Source organism: Methylobacterium sp. WL12, from assembly GCF_008039475.1.
GTDB lineage: Bacteria > Pseudomonadota > Alphaproteobacteria > Rhizobiales > Beijerinckiaceae > Methylobacterium > Methylobacterium cerastii.
The window spans coordinates 13280-35606 of record NZ_VRUW01000029.1; the positions used below are offsets into that span (position 1 = coordinate 13280).

27 protein-coding genes are annotated in these 22327 nt (G+C 69.8%); 14 read left to right on the forward strand and 13 right to left on the reverse strand.

All coding sequences use genetic code 11. The features are described from left to right. Nucleotides 1-6: 6 nt before the first annotated feature. From FV226_RS13040 to FV226_RS13055, 4 genes are all read left to right on the forward strand, one after another. A complete protein-coding gene (locus FV226_RS13040) occupies nucleotides 7-519 on the forward strand; it encodes an MmcB family DNA repair protein (RefSeq protein ID WP_147763232.1) in 513 nt (170 codons plus the stop codon). Between the two features lie 144 nt (nucleotides 520-663). Next, nucleotides 664-1770 (forward strand): branched-chain amino acid ABC transporter substrate-binding protein, encoded by a 1107-nt coding sequence (locus FV226_RS13045; protein WP_147763233.1) that lies wholly within the window; start codon nucleotides 664-666, stop codon nucleotides 1768-1770. 234 nt (nucleotides 1771-2004) lie between these two features. After that, complete coding sequence (infA, locus tag FV226_RS13050; RefSeq protein WP_147025743.1) at nucleotides 2005-2280, forward strand: translation initiation factor IF-1; 276 nt, start codon at nucleotides 2005-2007, stop codon at nucleotides 2278-2280. A 55-nt stretch (nucleotides 2281-2335) separates the two neighbouring features. Then, nucleotides 2336-3235, forward strand: a complete 900-nt coding sequence (locus tag FV226_RS13055) for a DMT family transporter (RefSeq protein WP_246691594.1) — start codon at nucleotides 2336-2338, stop codon at nucleotides 3233-3235. A gap of 40 nt (nucleotides 3236-3275) precedes the next feature. On the opposite strand, the gene FV226_RS13060 is transcribed toward FV226_RS13055, so the two are convergent. Both FV226_RS13060 and FV226_RS13065 read right to left on the reverse strand, forming a co-directional pair. After that, a complete protein-coding gene (locus FV226_RS13060; protein WP_147753009.1) occupies nucleotides 3276-3578 on the reverse strand; it encodes a hypothetical protein in 303 nt (100 codons plus the stop codon). Nucleotides 3579-3754: 176 nt separating this feature from the next. Then, nucleotides 3755-4591: a class I SAM-dependent methyltransferase gene (locus FV226_RS13065; RefSeq protein ID WP_246691595.1), complete on the reverse strand. Its 837-nt coding sequence runs from the start codon at nucleotides 4589-4591 to the stop codon at nucleotides 3755-3757. 41 nt (nucleotides 4592-4632) lie between these two features. Here FV226_RS13065 and FV226_RS13070 point away from each other — a divergent pair, with 41 nt between their 5' ends. Further along, the gene (locus tag FV226_RS13070; RefSeq protein ID WP_147763235.1) at nucleotides 4633-5238 is read left to right on the forward strand and encodes a sulfite oxidase-like oxidoreductase; all 606 of its coding nucleotides are present in this window, start codon (nucleotides 4633-4635) and stop codon (nucleotides 5236-5238) included. Continuing rightward, a complete protein-coding gene (locus FV226_RS13075; RefSeq protein ID WP_147763236.1) occupies nucleotides 5213-5947 on the forward strand; it encodes an FAD-binding oxidoreductase in 735 nt (244 codons plus the stop codon). Before FV226_RS13070 ends, FV226_RS13075 begins: the two co-directional genes overlap by 26 nt. A gap of 39 nt (nucleotides 5948-5986) precedes the next feature. Here the strand turns inward: FV226_RS13075 and FV226_RS13080 are convergent, their stop codons facing one another. Together FV226_RS13080 and FV226_RS13085 are read right to left on the reverse strand one after the other, a co-directional pair. Next, the gene (locus FV226_RS13080; RefSeq protein ID WP_246685502.1) at nucleotides 5987-6949 is read right to left on the reverse strand and encodes a phytanoyl-CoA dioxygenase family protein; all 963 of its coding nucleotides are present in this window, start codon (nucleotides 6947-6949) and stop codon (nucleotides 5987-5989) included. Nucleotides 6950-7317: 368 nt separating this feature from the next. Then, complete coding sequence (locus tag FV226_RS13085; protein ID WP_147763238.1) at nucleotides 7318-8421, reverse strand: calcium:proton antiporter; 1104 nt, start codon at nucleotides 8419-8421, stop codon at nucleotides 7318-7320. Between the two features lie 215 nt (nucleotides 8422-8636). Here FV226_RS13085 and FV226_RS13090 point away from each other — a divergent pair, with 215 nt between their 5' ends. Further along, nucleotides 8637-10373, forward strand: a complete 1737-nt coding sequence (locus FV226_RS13090; RefSeq protein ID WP_147763239.1) for a DEAD/DEAH box helicase — start codon at nucleotides 8637-8639, stop codon at nucleotides 10371-10373. Nucleotides 10374-10428: 55 nt separating this feature from the next. Here FV226_RS13090 and FV226_RS13095 read toward each other — a convergent pair whose 3' ends face one another. Beyond that, nucleotides 10429-11394, reverse strand: coding sequence for a hypothetical protein (locus FV226_RS13095; protein WP_147763240.1), 966 nt, complete (start codon nucleotides 11392-11394; stop codon nucleotides 10429-10431). Nucleotides 11395-11675: 281 nt separating this feature from the next. Next, complete coding sequence (locus FV226_RS28620; protein WP_246685392.1) at nucleotides 11676-12572, reverse strand: hypothetical protein; 897 nt, start codon at nucleotides 12570-12572, stop codon at nucleotides 11676-11678. A 195-nt stretch (nucleotides 12573-12767) separates the two neighbouring features. Here FV226_RS28620 and FV226_RS13105 point away from each other — a divergent pair, with 195 nt between their 5' ends. From FV226_RS13105 to FV226_RS13130, 7 genes are all read left to right on the forward strand, one after another. Beyond that, complete coding sequence (locus FV226_RS13105; protein ID WP_246685393.1) at nucleotides 12768-14165, forward strand: ATP-binding protein; 1398 nt, start codon at nucleotides 12768-12770, stop codon at nucleotides 14163-14165. Between the two features lie 64 nt (nucleotides 14166-14229). Next, entirely contained in the window at nucleotides 14230-14904 is a 675-nt protein-coding gene (locus tag FV226_RS13110) for a response regulator transcription factor (RefSeq protein WP_147752173.1), read from the forward strand. 34 nt (nucleotides 14905-14938) lie between these two features. Then, on the forward strand, nucleotides 14939-15619 hold the full coding sequence (locus tag FV226_RS13115) for a TenA family protein (RefSeq protein WP_147763243.1): 681 nt from the start codon (nucleotides 14939-14941) through the stop codon (nucleotides 15617-15619). 148 nt (nucleotides 15620-15767) lie between these two features. Then, the gene (locus tag FV226_RS28965) at nucleotides 15768-15902 is read left to right on the forward strand and encodes a hypothetical protein (protein ID WP_281406040.1); all 135 of its coding nucleotides are present in this window, start codon (nucleotides 15768-15770) and stop codon (nucleotides 15900-15902) included. A 394-nt stretch (nucleotides 15903-16296) separates the two neighbouring features. Further along, nucleotides 16297-17799: an integrase arm-type DNA-binding domain-containing protein gene (locus FV226_RS13120; protein WP_147763244.1), complete on the forward strand. Its 1503-nt coding sequence runs from the start codon at nucleotides 16297-16299 to the stop codon at nucleotides 17797-17799. Between the two features lie 84 nt (nucleotides 17800-17883). Further along, nucleotides 17884-18399, forward strand: a complete 516-nt coding sequence (locus FV226_RS13125; protein WP_147763245.1) for a DUF4365 domain-containing protein — start codon at nucleotides 17884-17886, stop codon at nucleotides 18397-18399. Next, nucleotides 18396-19526 carry a hypothetical protein gene (locus FV226_RS13130; protein ID WP_147763246.1) on the forward strand — a complete coding sequence of 377 codons (1131 nt, stop codon included), beginning with the start codon at nucleotides 18396-18398 and terminating at the stop codon, nucleotides 19524-19526. The genes FV226_RS13125 and FV226_RS13130 overlap by 4 nt, the downstream gene beginning before the upstream one ends. Before the next feature lie 27 nt (nucleotides 19527-19553). Here FV226_RS13130 and FV226_RS13135 read toward each other — a convergent pair whose 3' ends face one another. The 7 genes from FV226_RS13135 to FV226_RS13165 all read right to left on the reverse strand — a co-directional run bounded on the left by FV226_RS13135 (nucleotide 19554) and on the right by FV226_RS13165 (nucleotide 22323). Next, on the reverse strand, nucleotides 19554-19790 hold the full coding sequence (locus FV226_RS13135) for a hypothetical protein (protein WP_147763247.1): 237 nt from the start codon (nucleotides 19788-19790) through the stop codon (nucleotides 19554-19556). A 14-nt stretch (nucleotides 19791-19804) separates the two neighbouring features. Beyond that, the gene (locus tag FV226_RS13140) at nucleotides 19805-20065 is read right to left on the reverse strand and encodes a hypothetical protein (protein ID WP_147763248.1); all 261 of its coding nucleotides are present in this window, start codon (nucleotides 20063-20065) and stop codon (nucleotides 19805-19807) included. Beyond that, nucleotides 20062-20427, reverse strand: coding sequence for a hypothetical protein (locus tag FV226_RS13145; protein WP_147763249.1), 366 nt, complete (start codon nucleotides 20425-20427; stop codon nucleotides 20062-20064). The genes FV226_RS13140 and FV226_RS13145 overlap by 4 nt, the downstream gene beginning before the upstream one ends. Nucleotides 20428-20620: 193 nt before the next feature. Next, nucleotides 20621-20992 carry a hypothetical protein gene (locus tag FV226_RS13150; RefSeq protein WP_147763250.1) on the reverse strand — a complete coding sequence of 124 codons (372 nt, stop codon included), beginning with the start codon at nucleotides 20990-20992 and terminating at the stop codon, nucleotides 20621-20623. Further along, nucleotides 20989-21183: a hypothetical protein gene (locus FV226_RS13155; protein ID WP_147763251.1), complete on the reverse strand. Its 195-nt coding sequence runs from the start codon at nucleotides 21181-21183 to the stop codon at nucleotides 20989-20991. The genes FV226_RS13150 and FV226_RS13155 overlap by 4 nt, the downstream gene beginning before the upstream one ends. After that, complete coding sequence (locus tag FV226_RS13160; RefSeq protein ID WP_147763252.1) at nucleotides 21180-21599, reverse strand: hypothetical protein; 420 nt, start codon at nucleotides 21597-21599, stop codon at nucleotides 21180-21182. The genes FV226_RS13155 and FV226_RS13160 overlap by 4 nt, the downstream gene beginning before the upstream one ends. 121 nt (nucleotides 21600-21720) lie before the next feature. Continuing rightward, the gene (locus FV226_RS13165; protein ID WP_147763253.1) at nucleotides 21721-22323 is read right to left on the reverse strand and encodes a hypothetical protein; all 603 of its coding nucleotides are present in this window, start codon (nucleotides 22321-22323) and stop codon (nucleotides 21721-21723) included. Nucleotides 22324-22327 lie beyond the last annotated feature (4 nt).

The window sequence follows — 22327 nt, forward strand, 5'->3', positions numbered from 1 at the left end:
GAGACGATGCCGTCAGCCCTCGCCCACGCTCTCCCGGCCCAAGCCGCGCCCGATCTGGTCCTGCCGCCCGACCGGCGCCAGTCGCCGACGGCGCTGAAGATCCAGCGCGGCGTCCGCCGTCTGTTCTCCGAGATGGGGTGCGCCACCCTGCCCGAGTTCTCCCTGGTCAACGGCCGGCGGGCCGACGTGATCGCACTCTGCGGTGCCGGGAGACTGACCATCGTCGAGATCAAGTCGAGCGTCGCCGACTTCCGCGCCGACCGGAAATGGCCCGACTACCGCGACTTCTGCGACCGGTTCTACTTCGCGATCCCCGACACGGTGCCGGAATCCCTGATCCCCGAGGAATGCGGCCTGATCGTCGCCGACGCCTTCGGCGGGCTGGTGGTCCGCGAGGCGCCCGAGCACCCGCTCTCCGGCCCGCGCCGCAAGGCGGTGACGCTGCGCTTCGCCCACAGCGCCGCCCGCGTGCTGTACGGCCTCGCCGACCCGGGCGCGATCCGCGACGGGGCGCTTTGACGGCTGGGCCGGCGGGGACCGGAGGCCGTCGAACGGATTGTCGATCGATCAGGCTGCTCGGTGCTACGCTTTCGCAGCGTGACGGGGGCGACTAAGCTTGCGGGCGGGATCGCGGTCCCCGACCGTCACCGGGAAATGGTTTCGATGCGCGCCTTGATCGGGATCGTCACCGCCCTCCTCCTCGCGGGGCCGGCCGCGGCGCAGACCGTCGTCCGGATCGGTCTTTCGGCGCCGCTCACCGGGCCGGATGCGGCCTTCGGCCAGGGCATGCGGCTCGCGGCCGAACAGGCGATCGCCGACCTGAATCGCGCCACCGGCACGTCCGGCCGCAAGCTGGCGCTGGTCGTGGCCGACGATGCCGGCGAGGCCAAGCAGGGCGCCGTGGTCGCCCGGCGGTTCGCGGCGGACGGCATCCGCCTCGTGGTCGGCGCTCTCGAATCCTCGGTCGCGGCCGCGGTGGCGCCGCTCTACGAGGATGCGGGTGTCGTCCTGGTGACGCCGGGCGCGTCCTGGGCTGCGCTGACGCAGCGGGGCTATGGGAACATCTTCCGTGTCGTCCCTGGCGACGCGCAGCAGGGCGCGGCGGCCGGCCGTTATCTCCTCGTGCACGAGCCCGGGCGGCGGATCGGCATCGTTCACGACCGCACCACCTTCGGACGCGGTCTCGCAGACGCGGTTTCGCGCACGCTGAAGGCGGGTGGCGACCCGGAGGTGGCGTTCGAGAGCCTGCCGCGCGGCAGCCGCGATGCCACGGAACTGGTAACGACCCTGAAGGCGGCCCGCGTCGAGGCGGTGTATTTCGGCGGCCTGGCTCCGGAAGCGGCGACCCTGCTGCGCGCGATGCGGGATGCCGGCCTCGGCGCCCGCATGGTGGCGAGCGACGGCATCCTCGACCGCGATTTCGCGAGCCTCGCAGCGACCGCCGGCGAGGGCACGGTGATGACCGTTCCCGTCGAACCGGCTCGCTTGCCCGAGGCGAAGGGTCGGCCGCCGCGCACCGCGGAGGCCGATGCGGTCGCCGGCCCGACCTATGCGGCGGTGGAGGTGCTGGCGCAGGCGCTCGACCGCGCGAAATCGCAGGACTCGCGCAGGGTCGCCGCGGCCTTGCGAGGCGCGCCCTTCCGCACGATCCAGGGCGAGGTCGTCTTCGACGCGCAGGGCGACCTGCGCCAGGGGGCCGTGTCGCTGCGGGCGTGGAAGCGCACGCCGGACGGGCGGCTCGACTATGCCGGCAACGAGGTCGCGCCGTAGAATCGGTCGTTCCGCGCAGGAATCGTGCAGGAACGATGCTTTTTATGTCGACGCCGTCGCGACGACGTTGCGGCAAAGCTTGCCTGCATGGCGGCGGCCCCCTACATCGTGCCGACGCTCGACGGCGTGGCGCCTCCGGATACGGACCCGCCGCCGCGGCGGACATCGAATTGCCGTGACGAAAGATCGTGCGCCGGAACGCCTGCTTCCAGACGGTCCGACTGGAGAGGGTGAATGGCGAAAGAAGAATTGATGCAGTTCGACGGTCTCGTTCTCGAGATCTTGCCGGATGCGCGCTACCGGGTACAGCTGGACCAGGGCCACGAGATCGTCGCCTACACCGCCGGCAAGATGAAGAAGAACCGCATCAAGACGCTGGCCGGCGACCGCGTCACCGTCGAGATGTCGCCTTATGACCTGGAGAAGGGCCGCCTCGTGTTCCGGCACAAGGACGAGCGCTCCGCCGGCCCCCGTCCGCCGGTGCGCGGCGGTCAGTTCCGCCGCCGCTGAGCGGCCGCCGATTCCTGCGCCCGTCCGGACCGCTGCTGCCTACCCGCTCCTGACGTTGACCGCCCTGCTCTGGGCGGGCAACGCCGTAGCGGGCCGGTGGGCGCCGGGCCATGTCTCGCCCCAGGCGATCACCTCGCTGCGCTGGGGCGTGGTCTGCGTCGTTCTGGGGCTGCTCGCCCGCAGGCGCATCGCCGCCGACTGGTCGGGCATCCGCGGTCACTGGCGGCTCGTGTTGCTGATGGGCGGCCTCGGCTACACCGCGTTCAACAGCCTGTTCTACGCCGCCGGGACCTACACCAGCGCGATCAACCTCGCCCTGTTCCAGGGCTCGATCCCCGTGCTGGTGATCCTGCTGAACTACGCCCTGTATCGCACCGCGGTCACGCCCGGCCAGGTGGTCGGCGTGCTCGTCACCCTCGTCGGCGCGACGGTGGCGGCGACGCACGGCGACTGGCACGTGCTCGCGACCCTCGACTTCAACCGCGGCGACGTGCTCGTCTTCATCGCCTGCCTGCTCTACGCCGGCTACACCCTCGCCCTGCCGCATCGCCCGGCGATTTCCGGGCTGACGTTCTTCGCGGCGATGGCGCTGATGGCCTTCCTCACCTCCCTGCCGCTCCTGGCGGTCGAGGCGGCGGCCGGTCGGCTGATCTGGCCGGGGGCGCAGGGCTGGGCGATCGTGGTGTTCGTCGCGCTCGGGCCGTCGCTCGCCGCGCAACTGTTCTTCATGCGCGGCGTCGAGCTGATCGGGCCGAACAGGGCCGGCCTCTTCGTCAACCTCGTGCCGATCTTCGGCGCAGGCCTCGCCGTGCTGGCTGGCGAGCCGTTCGGGATCAACGAGGCCCTGGCGCTCGCCCTGGTGCTCGGAGGCATCTTCTGCGCGGAACGCCTCGGGCGCGGCGCGACGCCGGCCATCGCCGAGCCGGCCGCGCCGCGAGACCGTCGCACGCCCTGATCGCGGCCGGCGGGATCGCCGGCCACGGGGATCGGTCGGCTTATTCGCAGACCCGGACGCGGCGGACGAACACGTCGCCGTAGGCGTCGACCGAGCGGCGGCGCTCGAAATGGCAGACGGGGCCGTAATCTTCCTCGACATAGACCGGGCGCGGCGCGCGGTAGACCGGCTGGCCTGGGTAGTAGCCGTTCTGCGAGGACGCGATGGCGCCGCCGACGGCGAGGCCGCCGAGCACGCCCAGCGCGGCCGCACCGCCGGCGCCGATGCCGTCGCGGGCTTGCGCCCCCGGTGCGACTGCCACGAGGCTCCCGGCGACGAGAGCAACGGAAAGATATCGGATCATGGTTCGTCCCCTCTGGGTCTGTCGTGGCCGCAATGTCCGGCCAGATCGTAAACGAAATGCGAACGCCGCGGGCTTCGCCGCCTGCCACGAAGATCACATTCGTGTTGGGCCTCGGATCGTTCGATAGAACAAACTTGCTTTGAGGCAAATCTTCGGCGCGCGCCCTCGGCCACCACTCACACCCGCGCGAGGCGCAGCGACAGCGGCCAGCGCACGGTGCGAAGCTGTTCGCCCGGCCCCCATGATGCCGCGAGCGCTTCATGGAAAGAGTCGACGGGCCCGCGACCGATCGCCTTCTCCAGCCCACGCAGGGCCGACCACGTCTCGACGTAACCGATCAGGTCGGCAAGAGACCACGCCACCGTGATCGCGAGGTCCGGTGCGGCGATTTCCGCGAACGAGAAGGGCAGCGATCGGTAGCCGTCCTCGACGTGTCGGCGCTCGGGCGGCCAGTACGGCCCGACCACGTCGTCGTAGAAGTGTCGGACTGCTCCATCCGGTTCGCCCTCGACGTGCAGGATGCCGTAGCTGACCAGCGCCAGCACCGCGCCCGGCCGGGCGATGCGGCGGACCTCGTCGTAGAACGCATCGAGGTCGAGCCAGTGGGCCGCCTGCGCTACGGTGATCAGGTCGGCGCTCGACGCCGTCAAGCCGCTCCGCTCGGCCGGCGCGGTGCGGTACGTGACACGGGGATGCGGCGTCGCGTTCGCGATCTGCGCGGCGCTGGCATCGGTGGCGACGACGTCGCCGAAATGCGCGGCGAGCTGCGTCGAGAGCTGCCCGGTGCCGCAGGCGGCGTCGAACGCCAGCCCACGTCCGGGCGCGGCCTCGGCGAGGAACGCCGCGAGGGCCGCCGGATAGGTCGGCCGGTGGGCCGCGTAGGCGGCCGCCTGCGACGAGAAGTGGTCCTTGAACGTCGGGTCCATCGTCGCCGCCTCGTCGTCGCCTGTCGCCGGATCAGGGTAGCCCTGCCAGCGGTTTCGAAGAAGCCGCCGCTTGACGGCGCCGGTCATTCCGGCTGCAACCGGGCCGAACCGCAACGGAAGGGACCGAGATGGCGACACGAGGCTTCGTCGGCCGGCGCAGTCCGGAGGAGACGCAGAAGCGGCTTCCGCCGGGACAGCACCGCGTCGAGGATTTCCCGATCCTCCAGATCGGGCCGAACCCGACGATCGACCTTGCGACGTGGCGCTTCACCCTTCGCGAGGGCGCCAAGCCGCTGAAGTCCTGGAGTTGGGACGAATTCCAGGCGCTTCCGCGCACCGCCTGGCAGGGCGACATCCACTGCGTCACCAAATGGTCGAAGTTCGACACCGGTTGGGAGGGCGTGAGCTTCGACGACGTGCTCGCCGACGCCGGCATCGCGGCGCCGACGGATTTCCTGCTCGCCGAGGGCTACGACGACTATTCCACCAACGTCCCCGTCGCCGACCTCGCCGGCGGACGGGCGATGATCGCGACGCATTACGAGGGCGCGCCGATCGAGCCGGACCACGGCGGCCCGGCCCGCTTGTTCGTGCCGCACCTCTACCTGTGGAAGAGCGCGAAATGGCTGAAGGGCCTGCGCTTTACCAAGAAGGACGAGGCCGGCTTCTGGGAGATGCGCGGCTACCACATGTACGGCGACCCTTGGCGTGAGCAGCGCTACACCAGTGATTGAGGCGCCCGACTTCCGCTGGCGACAGGCCGTGATCACGGCGATCGCGCCGGTCACCGCGCGGGTGAAGAGCTTTCGCATGCGCACCGAGATCGCCGACGCCTACAGGCCGGGCCAGCATGTCGACGTGCGCCTCACCGCCGAGGACGGCTACCGCGCGCAGCGCAGCTACTCGATCGCCTCGGCGCCGGACGGCTCGGCAACGATCGAGCTGATGATCGAGGGATTGGAGGGCGGCGAGGTCTCGGGCTTCTTCCACGAGATCGCCGAGGTCGGCGACGCGATCGAGCTGCGCGGGCCGATCGGCGGCGCGTTCTCCTGGGGGCCGGCCGACGGCGGGCCGCTGCTGCTCGTCGGCGGTGGCTCCGGCGTGGTGCCGCTCCTAGCCATGCTGCGCCACCGGGGGGCGGTGGCACCGGAGATCCCGGCTCTTCTGCTCTACTCGGCGCGGACCCGCGGCGATGCGATCGCGCTCGACGAGATCGAGGCGCGCGCCGGCACCGAGCCGGGCCTGTCGCTGATCTTCACCGCGACCCGCTCGGGCGGACGGCGGATCGATGCGGCGACGGTAGCGGAAGCGCTCACGACGCTCGGCCACCCGACCCGCGTCTTCATCTGCGGCGCCACGCCGTTCGTGAGCACGGCCGCGACGCTGCTGGTCGAGGCCGGCGTCGCCCCGGGGCTGATCCGCACCGAGCGGTTCGGCGGTTAGCAGTTCGCTCTACGGATTCTCTCGACGCGACGCCGGCCGTCAGGACCGCCTGATCTGCTTGCGCCGCTTGATGTCGGGGCTCGAGGCGCCGCAGGTCGGCAGGCTCTCCACCGACCCGTGGACCGCGGACGTGGTCGCCGAGAGGTCGTGGTAGCAGACGCAGCCTTCGGCGAAATAGTGGTGCACGAGCGCCTTGCGCGACCGGGTGACGTCGTTGCGCGGCGAGCCCCCGTGCAGGAGGTTCGCGTGCCAGAACAGCACGTCGCCCTTGCGCGCGATGAAGCGCCGGGGCGCGATGCCGTGCTCGGCGATCGTGTGCTTGATCGCCGGCTCGTAGCGCTCTGCGTAGGCCGCGTAGCCCCTGTCGCGGAAGTCGTCGGTCGAGATGCCGACGTCGTGACTGAACACGTAAGGCAGGCGATGGCTGCCGGGATAGTAGACCAGCGGCCCCGAATCGTCGTGGATGTCCTCCATCGCGACCCAGCAGGCGGCGAGGTAGCCGAGCGGGTAGGTCGTCATGTGGATCGAATCCGAATGTTCGGATTGCTGGCTCCCCTTGTGGGAGGCGATGGTCTGGAACGGGATCGCTCGACGCCCCAGCACCATGCTGCTGAAGTTGAACAGCACCGGGTGCTCGAGCAGCGTATCGAGTTCCTCGACCTTGAGGTGCGGGTTGAGGTAGCGGCCGGGATGGGGGTCGTCGTCGGCAGCCTTCTCCGGCGCGAGCGTGATCTCACCCTGCGCGATGGCGGCTTCGTAGGCGGCCCAGGCGGCGTCGATCGTGTCCGGATCGACCGCGCCGCGGGCGACGTAATACCCGTTCTCGGCCCAGAACCGGCACATCTCGGCCTGCTTCGGTGTCAGCTCGCCCCGATCGAGGCGCCGCGCGATCGTCTCGGCGGCGTCCGGCCGGTCGAGCCAGGGCGAAGGCCCGGATTCGGGGAAGTTCTCCGAGCGGAAAACCTTGATGCAGCCGATGTCGACAGGGACGTCGGCGTCCACGACGTTGGGCGCTCCGGGTCGCGAGACGGGAAGGTGCGCCGGCGGCTCGCTTCCGAGCGTGTCGCTCCGTCCACCGGCTAAGCCTCGGGCCGCGTTCGCCCAGGTCCGAACCTTGCCCGCTACGCTCGCACGCGTCATCGATCCGCTCCGCCCACCGCGCCGATATCAGAGGCTATCGATTTCGACATTGGATTTGGGTGATACTGAGGCCGTCGATCCAAGGCCGTTTGCAATGTCCGCGCCTGCGCGGGTCGGCTTGGATTGGTACGGCCGAAGCCGCCCCTTGCCGTGATGTCTTCGATAGTCTCAAGGCCTAGCTCCGTGAAATCCAAGAAATTTCGGCGTTAGGCTGCAGCCGACGGCAAGGCTCACGGGCTGAAGATCAGCACCAGGTAGACGAAGAACACGATCAGGTGCACCGCCCCCTCCAGCACCGTGGTCCGCAGGCTCGAGAAGGTCAGCGTGCTGAGGATCAGGGTCACGGCGAGCAGCGTCATCTCGGTCGGCTTGAGGCCGAGGACCACCGTCTGGCCGGTGAGCAGGCCGACGGCGAGCACCGCCGGCACGGTGAGGCCGATGGTCGAGGTCGCCGCACCGAGACACAGGTTGATCGCGCGTTGCAGTTCGTTGCGGGCGACGGCCTTCAGCGCCGAAATCGCCTCGGGCGTGAACACGATCGCCGCGATCAGCACGCCCGACAGCGCGGACGGCGCGCCCAGCGCCGCGATGCCGTGGTCGAGGATCGTCGCGAGGCTCTTGGAGAGCAAGACGATCGGCAGGATGTTGGCGACGAGCAGCACCGTGTGCCGGACGATGCTGCCGGCCGGCGCCTTGGTGCGTCGCTCCGGCTCCGCGACGGACCGGCTGCCTTCCGCGCCGGAACCATCTTGGAAGAAGTCGCTGTGCCGCCCGGTCTGGATCAGGAGGAACACCGCGTAGAGCGCCAGGGTGAAGCCCGAGAACGTCACCGCCTGCAGCGTGGTCAAGGTGCCGTCGCGGGTCGAGGTGGTGAAGTTCGGGATGATCAGCGCCAGGGTCGAGAGCGGGATGATCACCGACAGGAAGGCCGACGCCCCTTGCAGGTTGTAGCTCTGCTGGTGGTGCCGCAGGCCGCCGACCAGGAGCCCGAGGCCGACGACCCCGTTGAGGACGATCATCAGCACCGCGAACATCGTGTCGCGACCGAGGGTCGGCGCGTCCTTCGCGCCGAGCATCACCGCTGAGACGAGCGCCACCTCGATCACGACGATGGAGAGCGTCAGCACCAGGGTGCCCAGCGGCTCACCCAGGATGTCGGCCAGCTCCTCCGCCTCGTGCACCACACCGAAGGCACACCAGAAGATCGCGACGAGCAGCCACGCGAACAGGGCGAGGGCGAACAGCGGCGACGTCAGGTCGCCGAGCCACGCCTTACCGAACCACGCGAAGGCGCCAACCGTCGCCCACACCACCGCCAACCGCGCCGTTCCCATCGATCGTCCGATCCATCCGCCCCTGCGACGATGCTTAGGCGATCGGGATGGATTGCGCACACGCAACCGCCCCATGCGGGCCGGGACGTGGCGGAAATCCCAGGAAGCCGCTAGAGGGTATGGCTTCGCAACCCGAGTCGAGACCGGTGAGCCTGACAGAGAGCCGCGCCCAGCGTCGGTTCTGACGGGACGGACGGTCGTGAAAGCCCCGTACCGTGCCGTTTCCCACCCTTCCCGCCCCGTTCGCGCGGGCGCTTGCCGACCATGACTACGCCGAACCGACGCCGGTGCAGAGCGCCGTGCTCGAAGCGGCCGCCGACGGCCGCGACCTCCTCGTCTCCGCCCAGACCGGCTCCGGCAAGACCGTCGCCTACGGGCTGGCCATGGCCGGCCTGCTCCTCGACGGCGCGGAGACGCTGGCGCCCCCCGGCGCCCCGCTGGCGCTGGTTATCGCACCCACGCGCGAGCTCGCCCTGCAGGTCCAGCGCGAGCTGATGTGGCTCTACGGCCCCGCCGGCGGCCGCGTCACGGCCTGCGTCGGCGGCATGGACCCGCGCCGCGAGGCCCGCGCGCTGAACGAGGGCACGCACATCGTCGTCGGCACGCCCGGGCGTCTGCGCGACCACCTCGAACGCCGGACCCTCGTCACCGACCAGATGCGGGCGGTCGTCCTCGACGAGGCCGACGAGATGCTGGACCTCGGCTTCCGCGAGGACATCGAGTTCATCCTCTCGGCGACGCCGAACCAGCGCAGCACCTTCCTGTTCTCGGCGACTCTGCCGAAGGCGATCGACAGCCTCGCCGCCCGCTACCAGCGCGACGCGCTGCGGCTCGCGGTGAAGAGCGAGACCCGCGGGCACGCCGACATCGCCTACCGGGCGATCCGCGTCGTACCGCGCGAGATCGAGCACGTGGTGCTCAACCTGCTCCGCGCGGCGGACGCGCCGACGGCGATCGTGTTCTGCAACACCCGCAACGCTGTGCGCCACCTCCAGGCGAGCCTGACCGAGCGCGGCTTCTCCACCGTGGCGCTGTCGGGCGAGCTCGGTCAGGGCGAGCGGAACGCCGCGCTCCAGGCGTTGCGCGACGGCCGTGCCAAGGTCTGCGTCGCCACCGACGTCGCCGCCCGCGGCATCGACCTGCCGGGCCTGTCGCTCGTCATCCATGCCGACCTGCCGCACGACGCCGAGGTGCTGCAGCACCGCAGCGGCCGCACGGGCCGCGCCGGCAAGAAGGGCACCAGTATCCTGCTGATCCCGAACGCCCGCCGCCGCCGGGCCGAGCAGATGTTCCAGCTCGCCAAGATCAGCCCCGAATGGGGCGGCCCGCCCTCGGCCGACGAGATCCGCCGCCTCGACGGCGAGCGCATGCTGGAAGACCCGCTCTTCACCGAGGCGCCCGGCGAGGAGGACCTTGCGCTCGCCGAGACCCTGGTCACCGGCCGTACGCCGCTCGAGCTCGCTGCCGCGCTGGCCCGGGTCTACCGCACCCGCCTGCCGGCGCCGGAGGAGGTGACCGACCCCGGCGAGCAGTCCGGCCGCGGCGCGTCGAGCCGTCCGCCCTACGACCCGATGGACCCCGAGCGCATCGCCGCGATGGGCCCGGCGGTGTGGTTCCGGCTCAATCTCGGCCGGCGTGACAACGCCGACCCGCGTCGCCTGCTGCCGATGCTGACGCGCCGCGGCGGCATCGACCGCCAGGAGATCGGCGCGATCCGCATCTTCGACCGGGAGACCAAGTTCGAAGTCCGCGGCAACGCCGCCTCGCGCTTCGCGCAGGCGTTCGCCCGCAACGGCTCACCGGAGATCCAGGTGGAAGCGCTGGAGGGCGATGCGCCCGCCGCCGAGCGCAAGGGGCCGGCCGGCTTCAAGAGCCCGCGCGCGGCCAAGCACGAGCGCCACGTCGGAAAGCCCGAAGGGGCCAAGACCTACGCCCGGAAGCCGCGGGCCTGAGCCGCGACCGGGCGCCGCCTTAGGGCGACGCCCGTCACCAACACGTCTGGGCCGGTCAGAACCGGTCGGGAATGCCCTTCACGGCGTCGCCGAGGGCCTCGACGCTCTCGCGGATCTTGCGGCCGGCGGGTGCGAGCGAGGGGACCTTGATCCCGAACACCTCTGTGTCCTCGTCCTGCGCCTGGGCGGGCGCCAGCTTGGTCTCCGCCGCCTTGGCCTCGACCGCCACTGGCTTCAGGGCGGCAGGCTTCCCCGCCACCGCCTTGCTCGCCGGCACCGAAGTGGGCTTGGCGTGCGCCTCGATCCGCGGCTTCGCCTTGACCGCTTCCGGCTTGCTGATCTCGAGCTTCGTGACCTCAGGCTTGGCGCCCTCCTGCCGGATCGCCTCGTCCTTCGTCGCCGCCGGCTTGGCAACGATCGCCTTCGGCGGTTCGAGCGGCAGGGCCGCGTAGGTGGTGGTTTCCGTCTTGGCCCGAACCGTCTCGGCCGCGAGCGGCGCAATTCCGGGGACAGCGCGGGCCGGCGCGACCAGCGTCGCCTGGCGGGCGGGGCCGATCACCGGCACCTCGACGATGGCCGGAAGCGGCTTTTGCGCCGGGACGTCGGGCTTGCCCGCGGGGGCGACGGGGAGCGCGACCGGCAGTGTGACGGTGTCCGCGGCCGTGTTTCCGGCGCGCAGAATCGGGTCGACCCGCGCCTCGACGACCGGCGCAGTCGCCGGCTCGGGCGGCAGGATCTCGCGGATCTTCGGGACCGCGGGACCGCTTCCGGCCAGCGCCGGCATGCCGTCCTTGAGGTCGGGCCAGTCGGCGGCCTTCTGGCTCATCGCGATCGGTTTCGCCCGCTGCGGGCCGGCAAGGCCCGAGAGGTACGTGCTGGCGACGCCGGCGAAGGCCCCGGTGGCGCCGAGGCCCAGCGCACCGAACAGGGCGATCCGCGCCCATGGACGGCGAACGCCTGAGCGCGGGGTCGCGGCGGCGGCGGATCGGGTCTCGGAAGGGTCGAGGGCGAGATCAATCATCGGGCGGGGTCGATCTTGGCACGAGGTTGCGTCGGAAAAGCGAGACGAATGCGACCGATCCCCCCAATCACGGTCGCGCCCGCCCCCGAAGACCTTCCGAACGCGAGATTTGGCGTTCCACTGAGGACCGGCAATACGGCGCAACGATGTCGTCGCGCATTCGCCGCGCTGATCCGCGGCTTCAGCACCCGGCGTCTTCTGTGGAGAAGTCGTTCCGGCGACGAGGTCTTGCGTAGACGCAGGCTGCTTAAGAACTCGTATCGCCTGCTCTTCGGTACGCCTCAACGCGAGTGTGCCAAGTAGCGGGCCTGCGCGCCGGCCACCCGCTCGATCGCGCGGACCCACCGATCCGCTGCTTGGGCGGGGCGCGGCCCGCCGGACAGGATGGCGGCCTTGAGCGCGAAGCCGTCCCGGTCGCCCCAGCGCGCGAGCAGGGCCTGGAACGCGTCGTGCCGCGCACGCTCGAACGGCATCGCGCGGCCCGCCGCGTCGCGGCAGGGATGCGGTGGATAGAGGTGGCCCACCGGCACGAGGCCCATCGGGATCGGCGCCGTCGCCAGGTGCGTCAGCCTGCGCAGTAAGATCTTCGGCACGACGAACGCCCGCGGACCGGAGGCGTTGCCGGCCCCGCCCAGCATTTCGATTCGCCCGAGCGGACCCGCGACGACGAGGTCGGCACCGCCCGCCACCAGCTCGGGCCGGATGACGGCGTCGAAGTCGATCGACGCCGAGCCGCGATGCGCGCGCAGCCTGTCCAACGCTGCCGGCCGGTCGGTCCTGATGCGGACCGACGCTGGGCTCAGCCCGAGCCCGAGATCGAAGCTCACCGCTTCGCGCCGCGTCGGATCGAGGGCCTCGGCGTCGGGGCCGAACTCGGTGAACCCCATGCGGGCTGGCGGCACGAGACTTGTCGCCGGCAGGCAAAGGGCGACTGCGTGGCTCCAGCCGTCGCCCACCGGCATTTCGTAGGCGACCGGTCGCAGTGTCTCGATAAGCGTCAACACGATGCCGCCGCGGTCGGTCCGCAGGCCTACCCTGCCCGCTTCGAGCGTCGCGAACGGCTCATCCTGCCCCCGGCGAAATTCGGCTGCGGCCCCGAACGCGCCGAGGCTCCACGCGCTCGCGGGGTCGGCGAGCGCGTCCAGCAGGATCTCGCGATCGTTCGCATCGAGGGGCATGGCGGCGACGGCTACGCCGGTCGTCGCGGCGGCTCAAGCCGGGTCGGTCGCCGAGGGCCGGAATGTGGATGGCCCGTCGGGCTCCCATCCACGCCATGGACTTCGCCGCGCCGCGCCGCCACCCTGCGCAGCGTGAACGCCCAGCCGATCCCCTTCGCGACGCAGCCGGACGACGTGCCCGCCGCCGAGCCGACCTTGCCCCAGACGGTTCCGGCCGTCAGGTTCTGGAGCGGCTGGTCGACGCGTGCACGGCTGATCGCGGTGGTCCTGGCCATCGACGTGATCGCCGCCCTGGTGTCCTGCGGCGTCATCGTCGTCAACGCGCGCAACGCGGTGAAGGTCGAGACGCGGGCGTCCCTGTCCACGGTGGAATCGCTGGTCGCCGACACGATCCGCCTCCTCGAGGCGGCGCCGGCCGAGCGCCTGCTTCAGACCCTCGACCTGCGCTTCCAGGTGCTGCGCCACGTCCGCGTGACCGTCCGCGACGCCGAAGGCGCGACCGTGGGCGCGCCGATCGGTCAGCCGCGGCCGGAGCGGGCGGCGCCCGCTTGGTTCGCCGACCTGATCATGCCGAAGATCGAGCAGCACGAATTGCCGATCGTCACCGCCGGCCGCACGATCGGCACCGCGCGGATCACCACCCAGCCGATGGACGAGATCGACGAGATCTGGGTTTACGCCCGCGCGCTGTCGCTCACGACATTCTGCATCAACGCGGCGATGCTGGCCGCCCTGTACCTCGCGCTTGGGCGGGTGCTGGCGCCGCTCGCGCGCCTCGCCGACGGCCTGACCCAGCTCGAGCGGCACGACTACACGGCACGTCTTCCGAGCCCGTCGAGCCACGAGTTTGCGGTGATCGCGACCCGGTTCAACCAGGTGGCGGAAGCCTTGAGCGCGGTCCGCGCCGCCAACGGGCGGCTGAAGCGGCAACTGCTGACCGCGCAGGACGACGAGCGCCGCAGCACCGCCCTGGAACTCCACGACGAGTTCGGCCCCTGCCTGTTCGCGCTGGAAGCCAACGCTGCCTCGATCGGGCGGCTCGCCACCGGAGCCGCCGAGCCCGACCGCAACAAGCTTTCGGCGCGAGCGTCCGAAATTGCCGGGATCGTGTCGCAGGTGCAGAGCCGCAACCGCGACCTGCTCAATCGCCTGCGACCGCACGCCCTCGGGCAGGTGCCGCTCGCCGACTGCCTGGACTTGCTGCTGCGCGACTTCGCCCGCCGCCATCCCGAGACGCGCTTTTCCGGGCACTTCGCCGGCCTGGCCCGCGGATACGGGGAGCTGGCCGACCTGACGGTGTTCCGCTGCATCCAGGAGAGCACGACCAACGCCGTGCGGCACGGCCGCGCCGCGTCGGTCACCGCCAAGGCGCGCGAGGCGGACGGCGCGCTGATGGTGTCGATCGCGGACGACGGCGCCGGGTTCGATCCCGACCACGGCACCGGGCTCGGGCTCTCGGGGATGCGCGAGCGCGTCGAGGCCCTCGACGGCACGTTTGTTCTTGACAAGCACCCGCCCGGCGCCGTTGTCCGCATTGTCATTCCCGTGGATCCGCACCGGGCCGACGATCCCGGACAAGTGCGATCCGCGTGAGCGGCCCTCCCATCCCGTGTCGTCTTCGCACCCCGAGTGGCCTCACCATGAAGTCCGTGGCTCGATGAACGCCTTTGCCATGAAGCCCGTCGCCGTCGAGACCCGGATGCCGGTGCTCGTGATCGACGACCACCCGATCGTGCTGCAGGGCTGCCGCCGGGTGCTGGAGGATGCCGGCATCGAGACGGTGGCGGAGGCGACGACGGTGGTCGACGGCTACCGCGCGTTCCACCGCCTGCGCCCGCCGATCGTGATCTGCGACCTGACCTTTCAGGGCAGCGGCCTGGCCGGCCTCGGCTTGATCCGCCGCATGTGCGCCGTCGAGCCCAAGACCCGCATCCTGGTCTTCAGCATGCACAACGATCCGGTGATCGTGGCGCGCGCGCTCGAGGCGGGGGCGCTCGGCTACGTCCTCAAGGACCATGCCTCTGCCGAGCTGTTCGAGGCTTTCGAGAAGGTCCGCGCGGGCCAAGTCTACCTCGACCGGCGGCTGGCCACCGAGGTCGCGATGCTGCGGACCGACGCCCGCCGCACCCCGGAATCCCAGCTGACGCCGCGCGAGCAGCAGATTCTCGCACGTCTCGCCCAGGGCAAGTCCTACGGCGTGATCGCGACCGACCTGTCGGTGAGCTACAAGACCGTCACCAACGCCTGCTCGCAGATGCGCCAGAAGCTCGGCGTGCGCACGCTGGCCGAGCTGATCCACGTCGCCGTCACAGAGGCCCAGCGCCAGGGCTGACCGGCACAGGCGCGACACGACGGAGGAGCGAACCATGGGCGCGACCGAGACAGGCCCCTTTTCGCAGGCGGCGTGGGCGCGCAATGCCGCGCTCTACGAGACCATCCGCACGATGCCGTTCAACGCCGAGCTCGCCGCCGGCACGCTCGGGCAGTCGCGCTTCCGGCACTACATCGTGCAGGACGCGCACTACCTGATCGGCTTCGGCCGTGCCTTGAGCCTCGCCGCTGCCAAGGCGCCCGAGCCCGACGGCATCGTCCTGTTCGCGAAGGCCGCCGAGGAGGCGATCGTGGTCGAGCGCGCGTTGCACGGCGGCTTCTTCCGCGACTTCGGCATCGGTCCGGACGCCTTCGCCGCGACGCCGCTGACGCCGGCCTGCGACCACTACGTCGCCTACCTGCTCTCGACCGCCTATGCCGAACCGTTCGAGGTGCTCCTCGGGGCGCTGCTGCCGTGCTTCTGGTTCTACGCCGAGGTCGGCCGAGACATCCTGGCGCGCGAGAGCGCCGGCAACCCCTACCACGCCTGGATCGACACCTATTCCGGGACGGACTTCCAGGAGGCCGTCGCCCGGATGATCGCGGCGACCAATGCCGCCGCGATCCACGCGTCGCCCACGTTGCGCGAACGCATGCACCGGGCCTTCACGCACGCCACCCGGCTCGAATGGATGTTCTGGGACAGCGCCTACCGCGACGCCGCCTGGCCGGTCTGACGCGCATTTTCGCGATGGCCGCCGGTTGCCACCGTGCTTCGTCCGTTTCAGCAAAGCGTCGGAGGCCGCGCCGGAAACGGTTTTCCGCCGAGAACGCGGGCAACGCTTCGGAATGCGCCGCGTTGTCGCGTTAACCAAGGAGGCTAACGTGCAACAGAGCTGGATGACCCTTCCCGAGATCGCGCTGCACCATCACATCTCCATCGCGGATGCACAGGCGCTCGTCGACGCCGCGAACTGCCCGAAGGTGTTCAAGACGGACGCGACCTTCTACCTGATTTAACGAACTGTCCGTCGCCGATCGAGGCCAACGATCGGCGAAACTGCTTCGGGCTCCCCGGTCTCTTGCATGAGCTTGCCGGGCGAGCCTTACGCAGACATTCAAATGAGTTTGGATTTGATCCGATCAAGCGCGAAAATGCGCCCGTAGGAGTCCGCTTACCTTGGAACTCATGCTCGTTCGGTAAGCGCCGATTGGAGCGGGCGACGGGAATCGAACCCGTATATTCAGCTTGGGAAGCTATATCCCACCATTAAAGAACTGCCAGAAACTCTGTTAACCACAGACGACAAATCATTGCGATAGTTCGGTTTTCTCCCTCTGAATAGGCATTAAACGGCGTTGCCTCGCCGGGCATGGTTGTGTTGTATCCCCGTTGTATCCGTGGGGACGGGCGATGGGCGAGACGACGAGTAGGGGCACCTATGCCCGCGAACGGGTGCGGATGACGGCGGCGACGCTAACCCGCGCGGCGGCCATGATCAGGTCCGGATCGATCCAGGGCCGGGGGGCCGAGATCCTCGACACCGACACGCCGGGCCTGACCCTGCGGGTGACCCGGGCGGCGGGGACCTGGTACCTGCGGCACCGCAAGGGGACGATCCGCCTCGGGTCGATGGACGTGCTCAACCTCCCGGCGGCGCGGGAGGCCGCGGCTCGGGCGCGCCGGGACGTGGAGCTTGGCGTCGATCCGCGTCAGGACGTCGGAATCTTCGAGAGGCAGATGGCCAAGGGCGCGGACATGGCGCACGCCGTCGACGTGGCCTTCCCGATCAGCGAGCCGTTCCCGTCGCCCGCCGATCGGCGCCGCCGCGGGCCATGGCAGTGGCGGGACCTGATGGAGGAGTTCCTCGCCGCGAAGCTCCCCGGGCTCCGGGAGAGCTACCGGTCGAAGTACCGCGCCTATCACGAGGGCGACGAGTTCGAGCCGATCGACGGCCGCGAGCTGCAGCACCTCGATATCTCCGAGCTTGAATCCCTTCGCGATCGCGTCGCCGAGACCCGCACCGTCTCGGCCGCAGCGCGCGTGGTCGCGCAGTGCAAGGAGGCGTTGACTTGGGCTTGGCGCTACCACGGGACGAGATCCGGACTGTCCGACCAGCGGTACCCGTGGTGGCAGGAGCAATGGGCGATCCAGTACAGCTCGACCGCGCGCGAGCACACGCCGACGGTGGAGGAGCTGGTCCGCACGCTGCTGGTCGCGGAACACCATCGGTGCCTTGGCGGGACCGACCAGCAGACCGACCCAGGCACGCTCGCCGCCCTATGGGCCGTGGTGCTGACCGGGCAGCGCACCGGGGCTCTCGGCCGGACCCGACGCGCCGGCGTCATCGCGATGCCCGATCGTCCGGACTGGCAGGTCTGGACGTGGACCGGCGCTGAGATGAAGGGCGGCCGGCGCGCGGCCAAGCCCCATGCCCTTCCGATTCCCCCTACCGCCGTCGAGGCGATCGCGCGGTGCGGCGCGGACCCGTCCTCGCCCTGGCTGTTTCCGAGCCGGATCGAGGGCAAGCACCTTACCCCGAGCGGCTACACGCAATTCTTCTACCGGATCGAGGGCAAGGAGAAGGACGGCAAGGCCGGGTCGCGGATCGCGCGCCCGCTCGGCGACCTGTTCCAGCGCTACGGGATCCGCCGGTGGACGCCGCACGATGCCCGCCGGACCCTATCGACGTTCCTTGACGACGAGCAGCTCGGCGGTGCCGCCTCTGCGATCCTGGCGCACTCCAAGGCCACGGGCAGCGACGAAGACGAGAAGTCCCGGACCGAGGACATCACGCGCCGGGTCTACATCAAGGCGCAGCGCCTGCCGCTGAAGGCCGCCGGCATGGAGGTCTGGGTGCCGTACGTCCTCGCCGCCTACGAGCGCGAGCGTGCTCGGTTCAAGCTGCTGACGTGACCTCGGAAGGAGCCTGTTCCGCCTGGACTCCCTCAGGTTGCATGGTATGCCAAGCGGCAAGAGGGATCTCGCCGGGGCGGGGATTTGATCAGCCGCGAGCACACGCAGGAGGCCCTGTCGCTCGCGTACGTCCATGCTCTTGCTGGCCGCGCTGGGCTTAACATCGTGGCCACCCCCATCTTCGATTACGGCATCGACGGCTACTTCTATCCCGTAAAGATGCGTGGTCGCGAGCGTGTTGAGACCGGATTTCCAGTTCGCTTTCAGATGAAGGCAAGCGTCGACTGGGATTACGAAGAAACGAACGTCGTCTACGATCTCGAAGCGCGAGCGCACCGGACTATCGCCGATCGGGAGCCCGGCGAGGTCATGACGATCCTCATACTGCTCTGCCTGCCCCGAGACGTAAATCAGTGGCTCACTGGATCTGAAACGGAGATGTACCTGCGGCACTGCTGCTACTGGTACAGGACCAGCGATCCGCCGACGGAAAACTCGTCGACCAGGCGTATCCGAATCCCACGGACCAACCTGCTGACACCAACCACCCTGCAGGGCATCATGGCGCTCGCCCGCGAGGAGGCCATGGCCGGCCGATGACAAGCGAGCCCGATGACATCGAGCGCATCCCGCTCGGCTCCCTCAAGCGGTACCTGGCCACGGCCGGGTGGCGCCGCAACGCCCTGCGGAGCGGTCTGGAGCTGTACTCGCTCGGTCCCGCGGCGGACGAGATCGAGATCGTCCTACCCGGCACGTCGCAGGCCCGGGACGTGTTCGTTCGGATCGGTCAGGCTGTGCACACCCTCACCGCCCTCGAAGGCCGGGACACGGTCGCGGTCATCGCGGCGATCCGGGCCATCAGTTACGACCTGATCAAGTCACGGCTCCCTGACTCGGTCATCCGGCACGACACGATCAAGCTCGGGACGGCCGAGGAATTCATCCGGCGGATGGCCAGGCTCCTCGCCGCGTCCGCGCACGCCGAGCTTCACGCCTCCGCCTACTTCACCAGGGTCGACGGCGTCGCCCAGCGCTACGCCGACGAATGCCGGTTCGGGCACACCTTCCGCGGCAGCTTCGGCTTCACGGTCGAGAGCCCGGTCGGCCCGAACACGATCGTGCCCGGCGAGGCCGCCCCGCCGGCGCCGCCCCTGGAGCGCCGTACGGTGCAGCGGCTCGCCCGCGGGCTGCGCCTCATCGAGGGGGCGATCGCCCGCGAGGACCCTGGGGAGATCGTGCGGGGCTACGAGGCCGGGCTCAACGCCAACGCCTGCGAGGAGCTCGCCGCCCTGGTCGAGGTCCCGCACGCGGGCGAGGTGCGGATCGACATCGCCTTCTCGCCCGAGTGGGGCGTGCCCGACGTCGGGGCGGCCCCCTCGTTCGAGATCCGGCACGCACTCTCGGCCGAGATCATGCGCGAGGCGGCCAAGGCCCTGCGCCACTCTGACGAGGAGCGGCGGCGCACGATCGTCGGCAAGATCCGCACTCTCCACTCGAACGAGAACCCCTCCGACCTCTTCAGCATCTCGGGGACGCAGGATGTCATTGTCGAGTGGGACAGCGACGAGCACGGCCTGATCCGGGTGCGGGTCTCGCTGCCTCCGGAGGAGTACCTGCAGGCCGTCGATGCTCATAAGACCGGGCGCATGGTCTCGATCCACGGCGAGCTCAAGCCGCCGGGGCGGTTCTGGAGGCTCGAAAACCCGCGCGATTTCACTCTGCTCTGAGCCCAGCCGCGCGCAGGGACTTCTGCTTCAAGCCCGCCCCGCCATGACATCCTTCAGGAACGCGGCCATCTCGACCTCCAACGCCTCCATCATGGCGAGGTCGGTCTCGGTCACCTCGTCGCCGCCCGAGGCGTGCCGCATGACGAGGCCCGAGTAGGAGCGGGCCCCGGCCATGAAGGCGCGCTTCATCTCGCGACGCTGGATTTCCGGAGCATGCTGCAGGTCGCACGCCTCGACGAAGGAATCCCACTCCCGGGACAGCATGCGCGGGGTGTCGGTTATGATGCGCGGATCTCCTTCGCCATGTTGGCGGTGAAGCGGTCGTCCTGCTGCACCTGCACGATCGCATCCTCGATCGTCAGCAGCAGGACATCACGCAGGTGAGCGGCGTCTGCGCCGAGCTCCGGAGCGGCGAAATAGGCTACCGCCTCGACCTGCGCCTTGGCTCGCTCAAGTCGGCCGAGCGTTCCGCCTTCCCCCCACTCGTTGCGGTTCCGGGCTGATCGGATCGTTTGCCTGTGCCGCATGGTCTCGATCATGAGCGCTGCTCCCTGTTTGCGATCGACTGGGCGATGCGCGAGCGCTGCCGGGCGAGGTCCTCGGCCGTGGCGACCCGGCGAACGGTCATCTCGTAGCCGTGCTCTTCCAGCACGGTCGCGATATCCATGAGCCACAGGTCGACGATGCAGCCGGCCCGGCGCAGGTCGTCGACCACGTGGTAGAAGCGATCCCGCAGGTCGTCCTGCGAGTGGAACTGGATGAGCCCGAGCTTGGCGACCTCGCCGATCGGCGTGGCGTCCCGGGCCCGCTGAATCCGGTCGGCCTTGCAGGGCGTCGCCGCCTCCTCGCTCTGGCAGTCCCGGTAGGCGTGGAGGCCACAGAAGGCGCAGCGGGTGCTCATGTCCGCCCCCTCAGCGTGAACGCGTAAGTTCCGCCAACAAGCGCCGGCGGCGTGAAGGGGCGGCCCCATCGGCAGACCCGCTCCCAGGCCAAGGACTCTCGGCGGGACCGGTCGACCTTCGGGGAGCGAGCGCCTCGGTTGGTAGCCCGCTGCAGGGCGGCGAGCTTCCGGTGGCGGATGGCGTGGGACTTCTTCATGCCGACTGCCCTTCCTTCGACAGCAGTTCGGTGAGGCGCTTGTCGATGCAGGTCAGGCAGACGTACCCGCCCATGTCGCCGACCCGGAGCGGGGTGTGCTTGCGCTCGCCGCAGCCGGCGCACCGCGTCGATTGCTCATGCCGGAATCGCGCTGACTTCAGCTCAGTCACCGCCTCAGTCCGCTCTTGCTCAGCGACCACAACCCGCTTCGACAGCAGGTCCATGGCTGAGGCAGCGTCCGAGACGATCGCCTCGCAAGAGAGCACGCCCTCCAACCGAGAGCCACGGTCGTTCAGGCGCTCGTCCTGGCGCGCAACCTCGACCCGCAGAGCATAGAGGTCCCGGATAGCCTGACCTGTCGCGCTCACGCCCTCGTCCTCCCGATCCGACGCCGGTCGTTACGGCGCTCCCGTTCCGTGGCGTGCCGCAACCAGTCGGCGAACATCTTCCGGAGGCGGACGCACCGGGCGGCTGGATCCCCGTCTCGGGTCTTGCTGAAGATGTCCTCGGCCTGCTCGGCCGCGGCACGAGCGAGCTCGTTGATGGTCTCGGCCTTCATGCCCCGGCCCTCCGGCGCGCCGCGCGGTTCATCCCGCGGAACGGCTTGCTCACTCGCGGGGGCGGCGGCTCGTCGTTGCGGGCCGCCTTGGCGATCGCAGCCTGCATCTCGGCGGCGACCTGCCGCATGCGGGTGGTCCCGTCCTTCGACGGGGACGGTGCCTGCACCGCGTTCGCTCGGAAGAACGCGGCCTGCTCCGGCGTAGCGACGTAGACCGCCTTGCCGTCGTAGCGGGCCGGGCCCGACAGGGCCGGCTCGAACGGCCGGCCGCGCACCCGGGCCCCCCGCTGCAGGTGCCGGAATCCCTCCAGGTCCTCGCAGTAGAGCCCAGGCGGGATCGCCCCGGGGACGAGCTCCCGAGTGACCGGGTGGCGGTCCTCGGGGGCGTAGCGCTCCTTGAGCCAGATCGTGCCCATGTCAGGCCGCCTCCCCGTCGGCGGAGGCGGCGTCATGGACATGGTCCATGATGACCGAGACCTCGTCCTCCGGGCTGTCCCGCATCAGGTCGCGGAACTTGCGCCTGAGATCCCGGGCGCCTTACTTGGTGCCGGCCCGTCGCCCGGCGGTGAAGCCGTCGTTGAACACCTCCCAAAGGCCGGTGAGCAGCCTCTCGTCAGGGACGGGGCCGACGAGGTGCTTAAGGACCTGCAGGACGCGGCGGTCGCCCACGTAGAAGGAGAGGTGGTTTGGAGAGACGAGGCCGTTGAGTGTGTCACCGTCGTGAACGGTGATGCCGCCGCCCATCAGCGTGGCGATCGTCCGCCCCCTGGAGTTCTCCCACCAAAGGGATTTGGCGGAGGATTTCGGGGCGACTCCCTCCGCCCCGACCTGGCAGCTTCGGACGATCTGTGCAGCAGCGTCGTGCATCCGGATTAGCATGGCTGCCTTGAGCCTCTCATCCCTCGGCACGTCGTCCCCGCCGATCCTGAACTCGGTGCGGGTGAACGCCGGATCCCGGAGCGGGGGCACATGGATCGCGCAGTGGTAGCCATCACACAGGCGCGTGACCTTGAGCACATGATGTTCGGTGTCGAGCTCCAGCTTGAACCTCATGCCGGTGCCCTCGAAAAGAGCTTGGTGGACGGCGGCTAGGAACTCTTGGATGACTTCGCCGCTCGGGTAGCCGTTGTCCTGTTCCATCGAT

Coding starts and splice junctions, on each gene's coding strand:
- FV226_RS13040 (WP_147763232.1), top strand. CDS start 7: ATGCCGTCAGCCCTCGCCCACGCTCTCCCGGCCCAAGCCGCGCCCGAT.
- FV226_RS13085 (WP_147763238.1), bottom strand. CDS start 8,421: ATGGGAACGGCGCGGTTGGCGGTGGTGTGGGCGACGGTTGGCGCCTTC.
- FV226_RS13135 (WP_147763247.1), bottom strand. CDS start 19,790: ATGCTGTCCCGGGAGTGGGATTCCTTCGTCGAGGCGTGCGACCTGCAG.
- FV226_RS13165 (WP_147763253.1), bottom strand. CDS start 22,323: ATGGAACAGGACAACGGCTACCCGAGCGGCGAAGTCATCCAAGAGTTC.
- FV226_RS13070 (WP_147763235.1), top strand. CDS start 4,633: ATGGCGACACGAGGCTTCGTCGGCCGGCGCAGTCCGGAGGAGACGCAG.
- FV226_RS13155 (WP_147763251.1), bottom strand. CDS start 21,183: ATGAAGGCCGAGACCATCAACGAGCTCGCTCGTGCCGCGGCCGAGCAG.
- FV226_RS13145 (WP_147763249.1), bottom strand. CDS start 20,427: ATGAGCACCCGCTGCGCCTTCTGTGGCCTCCACGCCTACCGGGACTGC.
- FV226_RS13160 (WP_147763252.1), bottom strand. CDS start 21,599: ATGGGCACGATCTGGCTCAAGGAGCGCTACGCCCCCGAGGACCGCCAC.
- FV226_RS13130 (WP_147763246.1), top strand. CDS start 18,396: ATGACAAGCGAGCCCGATGACATCGAGCGCATCCCGCTCGGCTCCCTC.
- infA (WP_147025743.1), top strand. CDS start 2,005: ATGGCGAAAGAAGAATTGATGCAGTTCGACGGTCTCGTTCTCGAGATC.
- FV226_RS13065 (WP_246691595.1), bottom strand. CDS start 4,591: ATGACCGGCGCCGTCAAGCGGCGGCTTCTTCGAAACCGCTGGCAGGGC.
- FV226_RS13095 (WP_147763240.1), bottom strand. CDS start 11,394: ATGATTGATCTCGCCCTCGACCCTTCCGAGACCCGATCCGCCGCCGCC.
- FV226_RS13115 (WP_147763243.1), top strand. CDS start 14,939: ATGGGCGCGACCGAGACAGGCCCCTTTTCGCAGGCGGCGTGGGCGCGC.
- FV226_RS13110 (WP_147752173.1), top strand. CDS start 14,230: ATGAACGCCTTTGCCATGAAGCCCGTCGCCGTCGAGACCCGGATGCCG.
- FV226_RS13120 (WP_147763244.1), top strand. CDS start 16,297: ATGGGCGAGACGACGAGTAGGGGCACCTATGCCCGCGAACGGGTGCGG.
- FV226_RS13060 (WP_147753009.1), bottom strand. CDS start 3,578: ATGATCCGATATCTTTCCGTTGCTCTCGTCGCCGGGAGCCTCGTGGCA.
- FV226_RS13140 (WP_147763248.1), bottom strand. CDS start 20,065: ATGATCGAGACCATGCGGCACAGGCAAACGATCCGATCAGCCCGGAAC.
- FV226_RS13045 (WP_147763233.1), top strand. CDS start 664: ATGCGCGCCTTGATCGGGATCGTCACCGCCCTCCTCCTCGCGGGGCCG.
- FV226_RS28620 (WP_246685392.1), bottom strand. CDS start 12,572: ATGCCCCTCGATGCGAACGATCGCGAGATCCTGCTGGACGCGCTCGCC.